Annotated in this window: 13 protein-coding genes; 5 read left to right on the top strand and 8 right to left on the bottom strand. The window is 64.0% G+C overall.

Annotated features, from left to right (window positions below):
* Window positions 1–111: 111 nt before the first annotated feature.
* Genes ACVW1B_RS13140 through coaD form a run of 4 tightly spaced genes read right to left on the bottom strand, consistent with a single transcriptional unit; the run spans window position 112 to window position 2,102 of the window.
* On the bottom strand, window positions 112–576 hold the full coding sequence (locus ACVW1B_RS13140; RefSeq protein ID WP_028340742.1) for a peptidylprolyl isomerase: 465 nt from the start codon (window positions 574–576) through the stop codon (window positions 112–114).
* The gene (locus ACVW1B_RS13135) at window positions 552–989 is read right to left on the bottom strand and encodes a TonB C-terminal domain-containing protein (protein WP_253608678.1); all 438 of its coding nucleotides are present in this window, start codon (window positions 987–989) and stop codon (window positions 552–554) included. The genes ACVW1B_RS13140 and ACVW1B_RS13135 overlap by 25 nt, the downstream gene beginning before the upstream one ends.
* A gap of 5 nt (window positions 990–994) precedes the next feature.
* Entirely contained in the window at window positions 995–1,558 is a 564-nt protein-coding gene (locus ACVW1B_RS13130; RefSeq protein WP_028332096.1) for a peptidylprolyl isomerase, read from the bottom strand.
* Between the two features lie 46 nt (window positions 1,559–1,604).
* Entirely contained in the window at window positions 1,605–2,102 is a 498-nt protein-coding gene (coaD, locus tag ACVW1B_RS13125; RefSeq protein ID WP_076828588.1) for a pantetheine-phosphate adenylyltransferase, read from the bottom strand.
* Between the two features lie 267 nt (window positions 2,103–2,369).
* Between coaD and ACVW1B_RS13120 the strand changes: the two genes are divergently transcribed.
* The 3 genes from ACVW1B_RS13120 to ACVW1B_RS13110 all read left to right on the top strand — a co-directional run bounded on the left by ACVW1B_RS13120 (window position 2,370) and on the right by ACVW1B_RS13110 (window position 5,673).
* Window positions 2,370–2,627 carry a hypothetical protein gene (locus ACVW1B_RS13120; RefSeq protein WP_028340746.1) on the top strand — a complete coding sequence of 86 codons (258 nt, stop codon included), beginning with the start codon at window positions 2,370–2,372 and terminating at the stop codon, window positions 2,625–2,627.
* Between the two features lie 166 nt (window positions 2,628–2,793).
* On the top strand, window positions 2,794–4,692 hold the full coding sequence (locus tag ACVW1B_RS13115; protein ID WP_425249202.1) for a potassium transporter Kup: 1,899 nt from the start codon (window positions 2,794–2,796) through the stop codon (window positions 4,690–4,692).
* 21 nt (window positions 4,693–4,713) lie between these two features.
* Window positions 4,714–5,673, top strand: a complete 960-nt coding sequence (locus ACVW1B_RS13110; RefSeq protein ID WP_456780592.1) for a phosphotransferase family protein — start codon at window positions 4,714–4,716, stop codon at window positions 5,671–5,673.
* Window positions 5,674–5,743: 70 nt separating this feature from the next.
* Here ACVW1B_RS13110 and ACVW1B_RS13105 read toward each other — a convergent pair whose 3' ends face one another.
* The 4 genes from ACVW1B_RS13105 to ACVW1B_RS13090 form a co-directional block, all read right to left on the bottom strand.
* Window positions 5,744–7,519: an adenylate/guanylate cyclase domain-containing protein gene (locus ACVW1B_RS13105; protein WP_456780593.1), complete on the bottom strand. Its 1,776-nt coding sequence runs from the start codon at window positions 7,517–7,519 to the stop codon at window positions 5,744–5,746.
* A 171-nt stretch (window positions 7,520–7,690) separates the two neighbouring features.
* Window positions 7,691–10,417 carry a DNA gyrase subunit A gene (gene gyrA, locus ACVW1B_RS13100; protein WP_456780594.1) on the bottom strand — a complete coding sequence of 909 codons (2,727 nt, stop codon included), beginning with the start codon at window positions 10,415–10,417 and terminating at the stop codon, window positions 7,691–7,693.
* 224 nt (window positions 10,418–10,641) lie between these two features.
* Window positions 10,642–11,040, bottom strand: a complete 399-nt coding sequence (locus tag ACVW1B_RS13095) for a DUF2306 domain-containing protein (protein WP_456780595.1) — start codon at window positions 11,038–11,040, stop codon at window positions 10,642–10,644.
* Window positions 11,041–11,296: 256 nt separating this feature from the next.
* Window positions 11,297–11,791 carry a single-stranded DNA-binding protein gene (locus tag ACVW1B_RS13090; RefSeq protein WP_057018508.1) on the bottom strand — a complete coding sequence of 165 codons (495 nt, stop codon included), beginning with the start codon at window positions 11,789–11,791 and terminating at the stop codon, window positions 11,297–11,299.
* Between the two features lie 448 nt (window positions 11,792–12,239).
* Between ACVW1B_RS13090 and ACVW1B_RS13085 the strand changes: the two genes are divergently transcribed.
* Window positions 12,240–12,986 carry an outer membrane protein gene (locus ACVW1B_RS13085; RefSeq protein WP_137480818.1) on the top strand — a complete coding sequence of 249 codons (747 nt, stop codon included), beginning with the start codon at window positions 12,240–12,242 and terminating at the stop codon, window positions 12,984–12,986.
* A gap of 256 nt (window positions 12,987–13,242) precedes the next feature.
* The gene (locus tag ACVW1B_RS13080) at window positions 13,243–13,902 is read left to right on the top strand and encodes an outer membrane protein (protein WP_253608683.1); all 660 of its coding nucleotides are present in this window, start codon (window positions 13,243–13,245) and stop codon (window positions 13,900–13,902) included.
* Window positions 13,903–14,227 lie beyond the last annotated feature (325 nt).

Raw genomic sequence — 14,227 nt, 5'->3', positions numbered from 1 at the left:
GGTGACTAATACTTCAGCGCCGTCATTCCGGGGCACGCGAAGCGTGAACCCGGAATCTCGAGATTCCGGGTTCGATGCTGCGCATCGCCCCGGAATGACGGAGTGTTTGACTTACGCCGCGTCGACGGCCATGCGCGCCTTGACGATCTTGTCCGGATCCTTCACCGGCTCGCCGCGCTTGATCTTGTCGACGTTCTCCATGCCCTCGGTGACCTTGCCCCAGACGGTGTACTGGCCGTTGAGGAACGAGGCGTCGTCGAAGCAGATGAAGAACTGGCTGTCGCCGGAATCCGGATTGGCGGCGCGGGCCATCGAGGCGGTGCCGCGGACATGCGGCTCCTTGTTGAATTCGGCCTTCAGCTTCTTGCCGGAGCCGCCCATGCCGGTGCCCTGCGGGCAGCCGGTCTGCGCCATGAAGCCGTCGATCACGCGGTGGAATACGATGCCGTCATAGAAGCCCTCGCGCACCAACTCCTTGATCCGCGCGACGTGGCCGGGCGCGAGATCCGGACGCATCTCGATCGTGACCGGGCCCTGCGTGGTTTCGAGGATCAGAGTATTTTCGGTAGCAGCCATGCTCGCTTCTCCTGGCTTCGGGGTGGATACTTCTTATTCCTGAACGGGATCGCGAATGGGCGGCCGGCGACTGCGCCGCCCAGGCTCTCGGTAAATGGCAACGGCGTGCAGCGTTGCAACGTCTCCATCACCGCGATCCGGTATGCAATCCGGTCGTTGTCGGTCGCCTCCTGCGATTCATAGCTGATCCTGGGATGCCCGAGGATCGCGCCCTCGCGGTTGAAGCTGACAATGACGGTGATGTCGATCGGGCCGGCCTTGTCTGCCGGCGGCGGCCGCCAGCAGCGGTGGATGGCAAGAACAACGTCCTTGATCGTATTGAGTTGCTCCGGCTCGGCCTGCACCGGTACGGTCAGCGTCAGGCAAACCAGCGGCGCGGCGAACCAGGCGAGTGGTTTGCAGCGCGCCGCCATGCGGATCACTTGATGTCGGATGCGACCTGCACCTTCACCATCTTGTCGGGATCGGTGACGGCTCCGCCAGGAGAGCCCGCAGACGCCTTCTTCAGCTTGTCGACCACGTCCATGCCCTGCACCACCTCGCCGATCACGGTGTACTGGCCGTTCAGGCTCGGTCCGTCGGCGAACATGATGAAGAACTGCGAATTGGCGCTGTCGACGCTGTCGCCGCGCCGGGCCATGCCGACGATGCCGCGCTTGAACGGGACCTGGGAGAATTCCTGCTTCAGGTTCGGATATTTCGAGCCGCCGGTGCCGTTGAAGTTCTGGCCGTCGCCGGTCTGCGCCATGAAGCCGTCCATCACGCGATGGAACGGCACGTTGTTGTAGAAGCCCTCGCGCGCCAGCTGCTTGATGCGCTCGGCATGCTTGGGCGCGATATCGGTGCGCAGCTTGATGACGATGCGGCCCTTGGTGGTGTCGATCACGATCGCATCGGCCTTGTCGAGATTGGCCGGCAGCGGCTGCGCGACCGCGGGCACGACGCAGAGCAGCGCGGCAACGAATGCGAGAATGCGGATCATGGCAACTCCGGAGCTTTAACGTTCGGGGTGTGGCAGGCCGCCGGGATCAGCCGGCGAACTTGGCCTTCAGGCTAGCTGCGACTGATGACGGCACGAATGCAGAGAAGTCGCCGCCCATCTGGGCGATTTGGCGCACCAGTGTGGCGGTGATCGGGCGGACCGCGACCGACGCCGGAACGAACACGGTATGCACCTCGGGCGCCATCGCATCGTTCATACCGGCAAGCTGCATCTCGTAGTCGAGATCGGTGCCGTCGCGCAGGCCGCGAATCATCAGCGTGGCCTTGGCCGCGCGGGCCGCCGCGACCGTGAGATTGTCATAGGTCGCGCTCTCGAAGGCGCAGCCTGCCTGCTGGGCGATGGGGCCGAACACCTCATGGACCATGGCCAGCCGTTCCTCGGTGGAAAACAGCGGCTTCTTGCCGGGATGGACGCCAATGGCGACGATCAGGCGGTCGCAGAGGAAGACGGCCTGTTTCACCACGTCCAGATGGCCGTTGGTGACGGGATCGAAGGAGCCGGGATAGATCGCGATACGGGACATGGTCCCTCCTAACCCGCCCGGCTCTCCCCGGCAAGCCGCCCGGGTTCCATTGCTTGCTCGAAACAAATTTCCAGTCGTCCAGTGAACGAGTCCTGGGATGCCAGCGTCTACGGGGGTGAATGTTTCGTCGGCCGTTGGCGGACGAAACAAAACCGGCCCGCGACGAAACCATTTCCCGCGGTGGCGAAGACACCGGGAAACTTGCTGCCGGTAGACATTGGACAACGAAACGACGGGCCCGGGCGGCCCGATCAACTGGGGACCGTCATGATCAAGGCACTTTCCGCCATCGCTGTTGCCGCGTTCATTGCCGCCGCGCTCACCGTGCTGCCGGGCTTTGCGCCGCAGGTCGAAGCCTCCACCCCGCAGCCGCTGGCCAAGAGCGACCGTCTCGACGTCCACCCGGTCGGCAAGGACTGCTCGCAGCAGGCCTGGCCGAATTTCGAAGCCTCGTGCCTGCGCAGCGCCGGCAACAAGACAGTGGTTCGCGAAGCCCGCCTGGTCACCGCCGACCGTACCCCGTAGCGCGTAGTCGAGCGACGTCCCTCGTCAGCCTGGCGTAAGGTCAGGCCGTCACACAAAACCCAATGGTAATTTGCGACGTCCCGTCGCAGACTATCGTCTAAGGCGCCCGGCCGGATGATCCGACGGGCGCAGCCATCGGGGGATTGCCGTGACGAGTACGCCCGCCATCGTTTCTTCTGGCCACCCCCCGTCCAGTCCGATCCCGGTTGCCGTCACGCTCGGTGCCCTCGGCGTCGTCTATGGCGACATCGGCACCAGCCCCCTCTATGCCCTGAAGGAAGCCGCCAAGGCCGCCACCCATGGCGGTCCGCTCACCGAGAGCGCGGTGCTCGGCGTGGTCTCGCTGATCCTGTGGGCGCTGATCCTCATCATCTCGATCAAATACGCGATGCTGATCCTGCGCGCCGACAACCGCGGCGAAGGCGGCATCGTCGCGCTCTTGGCGCTGCTCTCGGCGCGCAACGCGGCGCCCGGCACCTGGCGCGGCCATCTTCTGGTGGTCGGCCTGATCGGCGCCGCCCTGCTCTACGGCGACGGCGCCATCACGCCGGCCATTTCGGTGCTGTCGGCGATCGAAGGCCTCAAGGTCGACGCGCCCTCGCTGACCCCTGCGGTGGTGCCGATCACCGTCGTGATCCTGATCGGCCTGTTTATGATGCAGAAGCGGGGCACCGGCTTCATCGGGAGGATCTTCGGTCCGGTGATGCTGTTCTGGTTCGCCGTGCTGGCAGCGCTCGGCATTCACGGCATCGTCAAGGCGCCCGGCGTGCTGGTTGCGCTGAGCCCGCTCTATGCATTCGATTTCCTGATCCATCAGGATTTCCACGTCAGCTTCGCCATCCTTGGCGCCGCCTTCCTCGCGGTGACCGGCGGTGAGGCGATGTATGCCGACATGGGGCATTTCGGCCGTTTTCCGATCCGGCTCGCCTGGTTCGCCGTCTGCCTGCCCGCTTTGGTGCTGAACTATTTCGGCCAGGCCGCGCTGTTGATCACCGACCCGACCGCGATCGAAAATCCGTTCTTCCAGTTGTCGCCGGACTGGTCGCATTACCCGCTCGTCCTGCTCGCGACGATCGCCACCGTGATTGCCTCGCAGGCCATCATCTCGGGTGTGTTCTCGCTGACCCAGCAATCGATCCAGCTCGGCTTCCTGCCGCGCATGCACATCGAGCACACCACGAGCGATGCGATCGGGCAGATCTACGTGCCGCTGGTGAACTGGATGCTTGCGGCGGGGACACTCGGCGCGGTGCTCGCCTTCGGCACCTCGGACGCGCTCGCCGGCGCCTACGGCATCGCAGTGTCGCTGTTGATGGCGATCACCACGCTGCTTGCAGCGCTGGTCGCGATCCAGTGGGGCTATTCGCCGATCATCGTGATCGCGGTGAACGGCTTCTTCTTCATCATCGACGCGATCTTCTTTGCGGCGAACTCGACCAAGCTGTTCGAAGGCGGCTGGTTCCCGCTGCTGCTCGCCGCTGCGGTGGCCTTCCTGATGCTGACCTGGCGCGGTGGCGTGAAACTGGTCGAGACGGCGCGCAGCAAGCTGCGTCAGCCGGAAGAAGATCTGATCGAGACCGCGGTCAACAAGTGCCACAGCCGGCTGCCGGGCACCGCCATATTCCTCGCCTCCGCCCCTAACGGCGTGCCGCTTGCCTTGACCCAGTTCGTCAAGCACAACCACGTGCTGCACCAGCGCGTGCTGCTGGTCACCGTACAGATCGAGGAATCCCCCCGCATCTCGGACGAGGATCGCGTTGTGGTTCACGACGTCACCCCGGGCATCATCCGCGTCATCCTGCGTTACGGCTTCATGCAATATCCGACCGTTTACGAAGGGCTAAAGCTCGCCTGTCGTCAGGGCAAACTGCCCGGTCTGCGTCTGACCGATGTGACCTACTACATCGGCCGCGAGACCATCATCCCGCGGGAAGACATTCCGGGCATGTGGGTGTGGCGGGAATCGCTGTTCGCCTTCCTCCAGCGCAACGCCGAGCGGTCGGCGGCGTTCTTCGGCGTGCCGACCGGACAGGTCGTGGAGTTCGGGACGGAGATCGAGATCTAGTCCCACAGCCCGGATGCGGACATGTCAGACGATCCGCCTCTTCAGCTGAAGCCGCGGCTGGCGATTTCGATCGACCAGGCTCAGGCGATCATCGATCGGGTTGCGCCAGGCGCGCGCGTGGCAGGCATCACCGAGCTACGCGGCGGCGAGATCAGCACGATCCTCCAGATCACGCGGGCTGACGCGCCAAGCTGCATCCTCAAGGTCTACCCCGCCCAGCTGCAATGGAAGATGGCGAAGGAGGTCTATGTCCTCGGTCTTCTGCGCGACGCCGGCATTGCCATTCCCCGCATCCTCGTAGCCGACGACAGCCGCGCGCTGATCGACTTCAATTTTGTGCTGATGAGCAAGCTCGACGGCGTCGTGCTCGGCAACCGCGAGGCGGCACTGACGGATCAGGAACTGTTTTCGATCTACGCCGCCATGGGCACGGCGCTCCGCCATATCAATGGCATCACGCTCGACAGCTTCGGCTATATCGGTCCGCACGGCGTCTGGACGTCGCACCCGACCAATCGCGCCTACATGTCCGCGCAGTTCGAGCGGAAGCTGACCGAGTTTTGCACGCGCGGCGGGGACGAAGCGCTGGCCGCGCGGCTGCGGGCCAGCATCCTGGCGCGCAGCGTCCTGCTCGACGCAGCCGACACGCCCCGCCTCTGCCACTATGACTTCCACGCCGGCAACGTGCTGGTGACACCGGAGGGGCAGCCGCGTCTCACCGGCATCGTCGATTTCGAGAATGCCACCGCCGGCGATCCGCTGATGGACATCGCCAAGGCGCTCTATTACTTCACGCCGAGGGACTCGCCGAAGCGCGACGGATTGCTCGCGGGCCACGGCACGAGCGACCGGCCGGACTGGGAGGCCACGATCGCGCTCTACCGGCTGGCCTCGACGCTCGAGCTCTGGTGCTGGTTCGCGCAGATCGGCCGGATGGACGCCCTTCCCGGGCTCACGCGCGAACTGGAAAGCGCCGTCTAGGCCGCGCCCCCACAAACACAGAGCCTGCGGTGCTCCCGATGGCGGCCTCGTCGGCGCCCGCGGGCACAATTCATTCGGGCAATCCCGCCTTCCGAAGCCCCTCGATCAACAGCTGTGCGTTTGGGTACCCGCCCCTGGCGATCATCGCGGATATTGTAAAGGCGGGATCGAGCTGAAGCAGGAGCGCCGCCGCCTCACGCGCCTCCGGATCGCGTCCGAGATGGGCGAACGCGGACGCGAGACAACGGTAAGCCAGCGAATAGGAGGCATTCTGGCGCCGGCATTTGTTGGCTGCGGCAATGGCCTCGTCAAAGCGGCGAAGCTCGATGAAGGCCATCCCCATCCCGACAAGTGTGATGGGTAGCCGCGGGTCTAACGGGCTCAGGCGGATGGCGCGTTCAAAGCTCCGGACCGCTTCTTCCGGAAGCCCCGCAACTCGATAGACACTGCCTCTGGCGGTCCATGCGCGATACGAATTCGGATTAAGAGCGATCGCCCGGTCGGCCAATTCGATCTCACTCTCGCAATCGCCGACCATGTACGCCGAGGTGAGGGAAACCCAGGCCAATGTTTCCGCATCACCATCGTCGATGCTCAATGCCAGGCGAAGCAGCCGAACGGCTTCCTTGCGGTCAAATTGAGGATCGACGGCATGCCCCCAAAGGATGTTCTGCATGTGAGCGAGACCTGCCAGAGCGGCGACAAAACCGAACCGGGGGTCAAGCTCCAAAGCACGATGCGCCAGCCTGATCGCCTCGGCCAACCCGTCGGCGGTCATCAGGTAATGCTGCTGCATGGCGCGGAGATAGAAATCATAGGCGGTGAGGTTCTCCGGTCGCCGTGCCGACAGGCCGATTTCGATCTGCAGCAATTTTGGTTGAATGGCCGAGACGACGGCGACGGTCACTTCGTCCTGGAGAGCGAATATGTCCGTCAGGTCACGCTCGAACCTGTCTGCCCAGATGTGCGTTCCGGTCACCGCATCGATCAACTGCCCGGTGATGCGAACCTTCCCCGCGGCCTTGCGCACAGACCCCTCAAGGACATAGCGGACGCCGAGCCTGCGGCCGACCTCCTTGATATCGACGGCCCGGCCCTTGAAGGTAAAACTCGAATTTCGGGCGATCACGAACAGCCATTTGAAGCGCGACAGCGCCGTGATGATTTCCTCGACCATTCCGTCCGCGAAGTATTCCTGCTCGGGGTCGCCGCTCATATTCTCGAACGGCAGCACGGCGATCGACGGCTTGTCAGGGAGCGCCAGAGCTTGCGCGCTGTCGACCGGCGGCTCGATCGGGGCGCTCGCGGGATGGCCCGCGTTTATCCTCAATCGCCACGCGCGCATCGGCTCAGCAATGTTCTTCAGGTTCTGCGAGCCCATGTCCGCGAACACGGCATCGACCTTGCCGCGGATTTGACGTTGCGCATCGTCCGAGATGCAGATCCCGCCGGGCTCCGCGATCCCTTCAAGGCGGGCGGCGATATTGACGCCGTCTCCAAAGATATCGTTTTCATCGACGATGATGTCGCCGACGTGGATGCCAATGCGGAATTCGATCCGCTTGAGTTGCGGCACCGTGGCATTTCGCTCGGCCATTCCGCGCTGGACCTCAATGGCGCAACGCACCGCATCCACGACACTGCCGAACTCGGCGAGCATGCCGTCGCCCGTGTGCTTGACGACCTTGCCACGGTGTTCGCTGATCTTGGGATCAGCGAGTCCACGCAGACACTCCCTCAGCCGGACGTGTGTCCCTTCCTCGTCCAGGCCGGTCAGCCGACTATATCCGGCCACGTCAGCCGCCAGGATAGCTGCAAGCCGCCGCTCAACGCGATGATCGGTCACAACGGCCTCCCGAAATCGGTAGATCCGCCGGCCCCCATCAAAGCATAGGGCGTTGCCCTTGGGCTAGGGGCGTACGGCATGCCGCCGGATTTTGCGGAGCCTGTCAACGGGGCGCGCATGTTGCGCGCCCGTTGGCTGCGTTCGGGCTGGGGGTTCTCCGAAGCGGCGGCGCTAGCCGCCGTTGCCGTTCTCGCCGCTTTCCTCTTCCGGAATGTGCTCGACCGAGACCACGTGCTCGTCCTCGGCGGTGTCGAACACGATCACGCCCTGGGTCGAGCGGCCGGCGACGCGGATATCGGCCACCGGGCAGCGGATCAGCTGGCCCTTGTCGGTGACCAGCATGATCTGGTCGGCGTCCTCGACCGGGAACGACGCCACCAGGTTGCCGTTCCGGTTGTTGACGCTCATCGCGACGATGCCTTTGCCGCCGCGGCCGGTGGTGCGGTACTCGTAGGACGAGGTCCGCTTGCCATAGCCGTTGACGGAGACGGTCAGCACCACCTGCTCGGCCGCCGACAGTTCGGCATAGCGCTCCTGCGACAGCTGGATCGCATTCGCGGTCTCCTCGCCCTCGGCCTCGACCGGCTCCTCGGTCGCGGCCTCGCCGGCCACCGCGCGCCGCATCTTCAAATAGGCCGAGCGCTCGTCCGAGGTGGTCTCGACATGGCGCAGGATCGCCAGCGAGATCAGCTTGTCGGCCTCGGCCAGCGCAATGCCGCGCACGCCCATCGAGGTGCGGCCGGTGAAGACGCGCACATCGGTGACCGGGAAACGGATGCACTGGCCGCCGGCGGCGGTCAGCAGCACGTCGTCATGCTCGGTGCAGATCTGGACGTCGACGATCGCCTCGCCTTCCCCGAGCTTCATGGCGATGATGCCGGAGCGGCGCACGTCGACGAAGTCGGACAGCTTGTTGCGGCGAACGGTGCCGCCGGTCGTCGCGAACATCACGTCGAGATTGGCCCAGGAGGATTCATCCTCCGGCAGCGGCATGATCGTCGTGATGCGTTCGCCCTGCTCCAGCGGCAGGATGTTGATCAGCGCCTTGCCGCGCGCGTTCGGCGCGGCCATCGGCAGCCGCCAGACCTTCTCCTTGTAGACCTGGCCGCGCGACGAGAAGAACAGCACCGGCGTGTGCGTGGACGCCACGAACAGGCGCGAGACGAAATCCTCGTCGCGGGTCTGCATCCCGGCGCGGCCCTTGCCGCCGCGGCGCTGCGCCCGGTAGGTCGACAGCGGCACGCGCTTGACGTAACCCGCATGCGACACGGTGACGACCATGTCCTCGCGCTGGATCAGGTCCTCGTCCTCGACCTCGCCTTCCTGCTCGATGATCACGGTCTTGCGCGGGGTGGCGAACTGCTGCTTCACCTCGGCCAGTTCGGTCTTGACGATGCCCTGCACGCGGGCACGCGAACGCAGGATGTCGAGATAGTCGGCGATCTCGGCCGCCAGCTTGTCGAGCTCTTCGGAAATCTCGTCGCGCCCCAGCGCGGTCAAGCGCTGCAGGCGAAGGTCGAGGATGGCCCTGGCCTGCTCCATCGACAGCCGCAGCGTGCCGTCCTCGTTGATGCGATGCCGGGGATCGTCGATCAGCGTGATCATCGCCTCGACGTCGCGTGCCGGCCAGTCGCGCGACATCAGGGCCTCGCGCGCGGTGTTCGGATCTGGCGAGGTCCGGATGACGCGGATGATCTCATCGATGTTGGCGACCGCGATCGCAAGGCCGACCAGAATGTGGGCGCGGTCGCGCGCCTTGCCGAGCAGGAACTTGGTCCGCCGGGTCACCACCTGCTCGCGGAACGCGACGAAGATGGTGAGCAGGTCCTTCAGATTCATCGTCTGCGGACGGCCGGAATCCAGCGCCAGCATGTTGGCCGGGAAATTGGTCTGCAGCGGTGTGAATCGGTAGAGCTGGTTCAGCACCACGTCGGGCACCGCTTCGCGCTTCAGTTCGATGACGACGCGATAGCCGTCGCGATCGGACTCGTCGCGCAGGTCCCCGATGCCCTCGATCTTCTTCTCTTTGACGAGATCGGCGATACGCTCGACCATCGTCGCCTTGTTCACCTGATAGGGAATCTCGGTGATGATGATCGCTTCACGGTCCTTGCGGATGGTGTCGATCGTCACCTTGCCGCGCATCACGATCGAGCCGCGGCCGAGATGGTAGGCGCTACGAATGCCCTGGCGGCCGAGGATGACGCCGCCGGTCGGGAAGTCCGGTCCGGGAATAATGTCGATCAGTTCGTCGATCGTGAGCGCCGGATTGTCGATCAGCGCCACGCAGGCGTCGACGACCTCGCCGAGATTGTGCGGCGGGATGTTGGTCGCCATGCCGACGGCGATGCCGCCGGCGCCATTGACCAGAAGGTTCGGGAACCGGGCCGGCAGAACCGACGGCTCTTTCTCGGAGTTGTCGTAGTTCGGCTGGAAATCGACCGTTTCCATGTCGATGTCAGCCAGCACGGCCAGCGCCGCCTTGGTCAGCCGCGCTTCGGTATATCGATAGGCCGCCGGTGGATCGCCGTCGACCGAACCGAAATTGCCCTGGCCGTCGATCAGCGGCACGCGCAGCGAGAAATCCTGCGCCATGCGGACCATCGCGTCGTAAATCGACTGGTCGCCATGCGGGTGATATTTACCGATCACGTCGCCGACGACGCGCGCGGATTTGACGTATTTCTTGTCCGGCGTATGTCCCTGCTCATGCATCGAATAGAGGATGCGCCGGTGCACCGGCTTGAGCCCGTCGCGCGCATCAGGCAGCGCACGCGACACGATCACGCTCATCGCGTAATCGAGGTAGGACTTCTTCATCTCGTCGAGAATGGAAACGGGACGAATATCTGAGGGTCCCGGCGGCTCGCCGGGCTTGTGGTCGTCGTTATCGGACAAAGGGGAAATCCGGTCGGTTCTACTGGGGAATCATATAGCCCATCGGGGGCCTGATAACCACCCTTGCACGGCTCCGGCAAGCCGTTTTTCCGTTCGTTTTTTCATGCACTTACGGGTGGAGCACCGAGGTTCCGGCTGTTTGCTCGGGAAGCGCGTGGCGAATGGCGAACAGCAATGGAAAAATCCCCTATTCGCCACCCGCCATTCGCGACTTGCCTCTCCCGTCAGTGGCCGAAGACCACCGCGTGCATGATCCGCCCGGGCATCAAGGTGAACAGCCCGGCAATGACTAGCGCGCCGAAGAAAATGCCGATCATCGTGAACCTGTGGCGGCGGACATCGTGGCTCCGCGCAGCCGTGACGCCGACCACCAGCATGGCGAGCGAGAAGATCGACAGCAGGTGGATCGGGCTCCAGGGACCGACCAGCTGGATCTGATGGATCCAGAACGAGCTTCCGGCGACCACCAGCATCAGGATCACCCAGATCCAGCCCAGGGTCCGGTGCGGCAGCGTGCCTTTGGGGGCGGCGAGCTGGATGGAGCCCAGCACGAAGGCGGCCATCGCGGCAAAGGCATGGAGCGGGATCGCAGGCACAGCGTCGAGCAATGGCACGAGGCTCATGGTGGCGGCCCTCGAGTGAAGCTCGCGGCCAGGCATCAAATGCCGCAGGCCAATGTAAATATCATTCACATCGAGCTGTGTCAAAGCCCCGCGGAACCGCAAAGGTTCCCTGTCAATGCTCAAATGAGATCAGCCGAGTGCAAGGTTATCCTCATAATCCACACGAAGACATCCCTCCCCGCAATCAGGACGCCGATCCGGAGAACGATCTTCACGGAACGGCGCCTGACGGAATCGATGGAAGCGCGACCACTCCTCAGAACGGGATGTCGTCGTCCATGTCGCTGTTGCGGCTGCTGCCACCACCCGCGGCGACGGCGCGGCGCGGCGCTGAGCTGACCGGTCCGGCCGAGCCGAAATCGCTGCCGCCATCATCGGAGAAGCTGCTGCCCCCACCGCCACGCCCGTCGAGCATGGTGAGGTTGGAGTTGAAGCCCTGCAGCACGACTTCGGTCGAGTACTTCTCGACGCCGCTCTGGTCGGTCCATTTGCGGGTCTGCAACTGACCCTCAATGTACACCTTGGCGCCCTTCTTCAGATACTGCTCGGCGACCTTGCAGAGGCCCTCGTTGAAGATCACGACGCGGTGCCACTCGGTCTTTTCCTTACGCTCGCCGGTGCCCTTGTCGCGCCAGGTTTCCGAGGTGGCGATGGAAAGGTTTGCGATCGGACGGCCGTCCTGCGTCCGCCGGATTTCCGGATCCTTGCCGAGGTTTCCCACCAGGATCACCTTGTTCACGCTTCCTGCCATCGCATCATCTCCACTCAAAAACCGGGCGTCCGGACATTCGGCCGCCACTCTCAACCTTCGCCACTTACGTCGCAGGCGTCGTGGATGACCCTATACGCCGGTGCCGGCTCGTCGCCTTTGCCGTCGCGCGGTTATCCACGGATATCGGGATATAGCACCGGATCCGGCATCGTTCCAGTTTTGTTCGCCACAACCATCCGTAGAAGCGGCCAGTGCCGTCGGAGCGGCAGTCGATCTCGGCGCAGGCCGACGCTCGGCAGCAAGATTTAGAAAAACAACAAACAAACCAGCAGCTTGCCTTATCGATACTTCTCCCGCGAGTGTTGCATTTGGGAGACTGCGTTTGCGGTTGAATCAGCGTATAGCTCCAACCATGGCGCGGGCGCTCGCGTCTGGGATCGTGCTTCGGGACCGTTTGGAAGCCGATCGGGGTGCTGGGGGATTGATAATGAAGAAGTTTTTGCTCGGTACGGTTGCTCTGATTGCGTTTGCTGCGCCTGCCGCGGCTGCCGATCTCGCTGCGCGCCCCTACACCAAGGCGCCGCCGCCAGTGGTTGCCCCGATCTATGACTGGACCGGCTTCTACATCGGCGCCAACGGCGGCTGGGGCTCGAGCCACAATTGCTGGGACCAGCTCCCGGCCGGCATCTTCCTCGCATCAGATGGTTGCCATGATGCAACCGGCGGCGTCGCCGGTGGCCAGATCGGCTATCGCTGGCAGGCCGGCACCTGGGTGTTCGGCCTTGAAGCGCAGGGCGACTGGGCTGACCTGAAGGGCAGCAACAACAGCGCGATCTTCCCGGGCCTGTTCACCAACCAGTCCAAGATCGACGCGTTCGGCCTGTTCACCGGCCAGATCGGCTACGCCGTCAACAACGTGCTGCTCTACGCCAAGGGCGGCGCGGCACTGACCGACAACCGCTTCAACACCTACTTCACGCCGACCGGTGTGCTCGTCGGCAGCGCCAGCGACACCCGCTGGGGCGGTACCGTCGGCGCCGGCATCGAAGTCGGCTTCGCGCCGAACTGGACCGCAGGCATCGAATACGACCACCTGTTCATGCAGGACAAGACCTACAACCTGATCGCTCCCAACGGCACGCTGAACAGCACCATCCGCGATCGCCAGGACGTCGACCTCGTCACCGTCCGCGTGAACTACAAGTGGGGTGGCCCGGTCGTCGCGCGCTACTGATCGCGCCAGGCCGATTGATCCAGACGAAAGGCCGGCCTCGCGCCGGCCTTTTTGTTTGCGCCTGTTTGTGCGCCGGCTTTTTCGTTGCGTGTGCACGCGCACCTCACCGGGGCCGTTTTCGGTGCGTTGTGGTTTCGCGGATACACACGTTCCGGCATTTCTCTGTAGAAGCACCAGCACGTCACGCGACACTGCTGTGACGCTCTCTTCAAGATCTCTGAAGGGACAACAAGAAAATGGGACTGGGACTTTGAAAATGAGGATTGTTTTGCTGGCCTCGGCCGGCATGTTTGCACTGAGCGCTTTTGCACCGGCAATGGCCGCCGACATGGCGGCACGCGCGCCTTACGTGAAGGCTCCGGCGCCGGCCGCGATCTACAACTGGACCGGCTTCTACGTCGGCGGCTTCGGCGGCTACGCCAGCGAGAACTCCGGCACCCCGAGCATGGAAGGCGGCTTCGGCGGCGGCACCATCGGCTACAACTGGCAGGCCGGCAACATCGTGTACGGCCTCGAGGTCGACGCTGCAGGCGCTGACATCGACGCATCGGTCTCGACGCTCGGCGTCACCGCCCGCAGCAAAATCGACTCGCTCGGCACCGTGCGCGGCCGCCTCGGCTTCGCCGTCGACAAGGTGCTGTTCTACGGCACCGGCGGCTACGCCTGGGCCAACAACGAGGTCAGCGTCACCGCGCTCGGCGTGACCGCCTCGCAGAGCAACTTCCACTCCGGCTGGACCGTCGGCGCCGGCGTCGAAGCCTTCATCGCCCCGCAGTGGTCGATCAAGGGCGAATACCTGTATCGCAGCCTCGACAGCGAGAACTATTTCGGCGTGCCCTCCGGTACGCTCGAGCTGCACAGCGCCCAGTTCGGCGTGAACTATCACTTCGGCGGCCCGATCGTCGCCAAGTACTAAGATTGATCTGCGATCAGAACGCACCGAAAGGCCGGCCTCGCGCCGGCCTTTTTGCGTAAGAGCGTTTTCGAGCGAAGCGGATTCCGGCTCGCGGAAAGAAAACGGGTCAAAGCAGGAATCTGGAGCCCCTGTTCCGATTCCATCGGAACGGGGGAAAGGCTTTAGCGGAACCGGCCCTGCTGACGGCTGCTGCCATCAGGCAAACTATCCGTTGATGGACGCGACTCAGCACTGGAAATTGTCGGCCGTTCTTCCTACGTTCCAGCCTTCACACCCCATCGGCGCAAGGTCCCGGCATCACCGGCGATGCGCGCCCAAAAGGCGC

Source organism: Bradyrhizobium sp. USDA 4502, from assembly GCF_054063355.1.
Note: the sequence above shows the minus strand (reverse complement) of the source record. Positions and strands in the feature narration are given on the sequence as shown.

Bases quoted from the DNA above. Each gene is read 5' to 3' on its own strand.
- ACVW1B_RS13140 (WP_028340742.1), bottom strand. From the start codon at position 576: ATGGCTGCTACCGAAAATACTCTGATCCTCGAAACCACGCAGGGCCCG.
- ACVW1B_RS13085 (WP_137480818.1), top strand. From the start codon at position 12,240: ATGAAGAAGTTTTTGCTCGGTACGGTTGCTCTGATTGCGTTTGCTGCG.
- ACVW1B_RS13120 (WP_028340746.1), top strand. From the start codon at position 2,370: ATGATCAAGGCACTTTCCGCCATCGCTGTTGCCGCGTTCATTGCCGCC.
- ACVW1B_RS13080 (WP_253608683.1), top strand. From the start codon at position 13,243: ATGAGGATTGTTTTGCTGGCCTCGGCCGGCATGTTTGCACTGAGCGCT.
- coaD (WP_076828588.1), bottom strand. From the start codon at position 2,102: ATGTCCCGTATCGCGATCTATCCCGGCTCCTTCGATCCCGTCACCAAC.
- ACVW1B_RS13110 (WP_456780592.1), top strand. From the start codon at position 4,714: ATGTCAGACGATCCGCCTCTTCAGCTGAAGCCGCGGCTGGCGATTTCG.
- ACVW1B_RS13090 (WP_057018508.1), bottom strand. From the start codon at position 11,791: ATGGCAGGAAGCGTGAACAAGGTGATCCTGGTGGGAAACCTCGGCAAG.
- ACVW1B_RS13135 (WP_253608678.1), bottom strand. From the start codon at position 989: ATGGCGGCGCGCTGCAAACCACTCGCCTGGTTCGCCGCGCCGCTGGTT.
- ACVW1B_RS13095 (WP_456780595.1), bottom strand. From the start codon at position 11,040: ATGAGCCTCGTGCCATTGCTCGACGCTGTGCCTGCGATCCCGCTCCAT.
- ACVW1B_RS13130 (WP_028332096.1), bottom strand. From the start codon at position 1,558: ATGATCCGCATTCTCGCATTCGTTGCCGCGCTGCTCTGCGTCGTGCCC.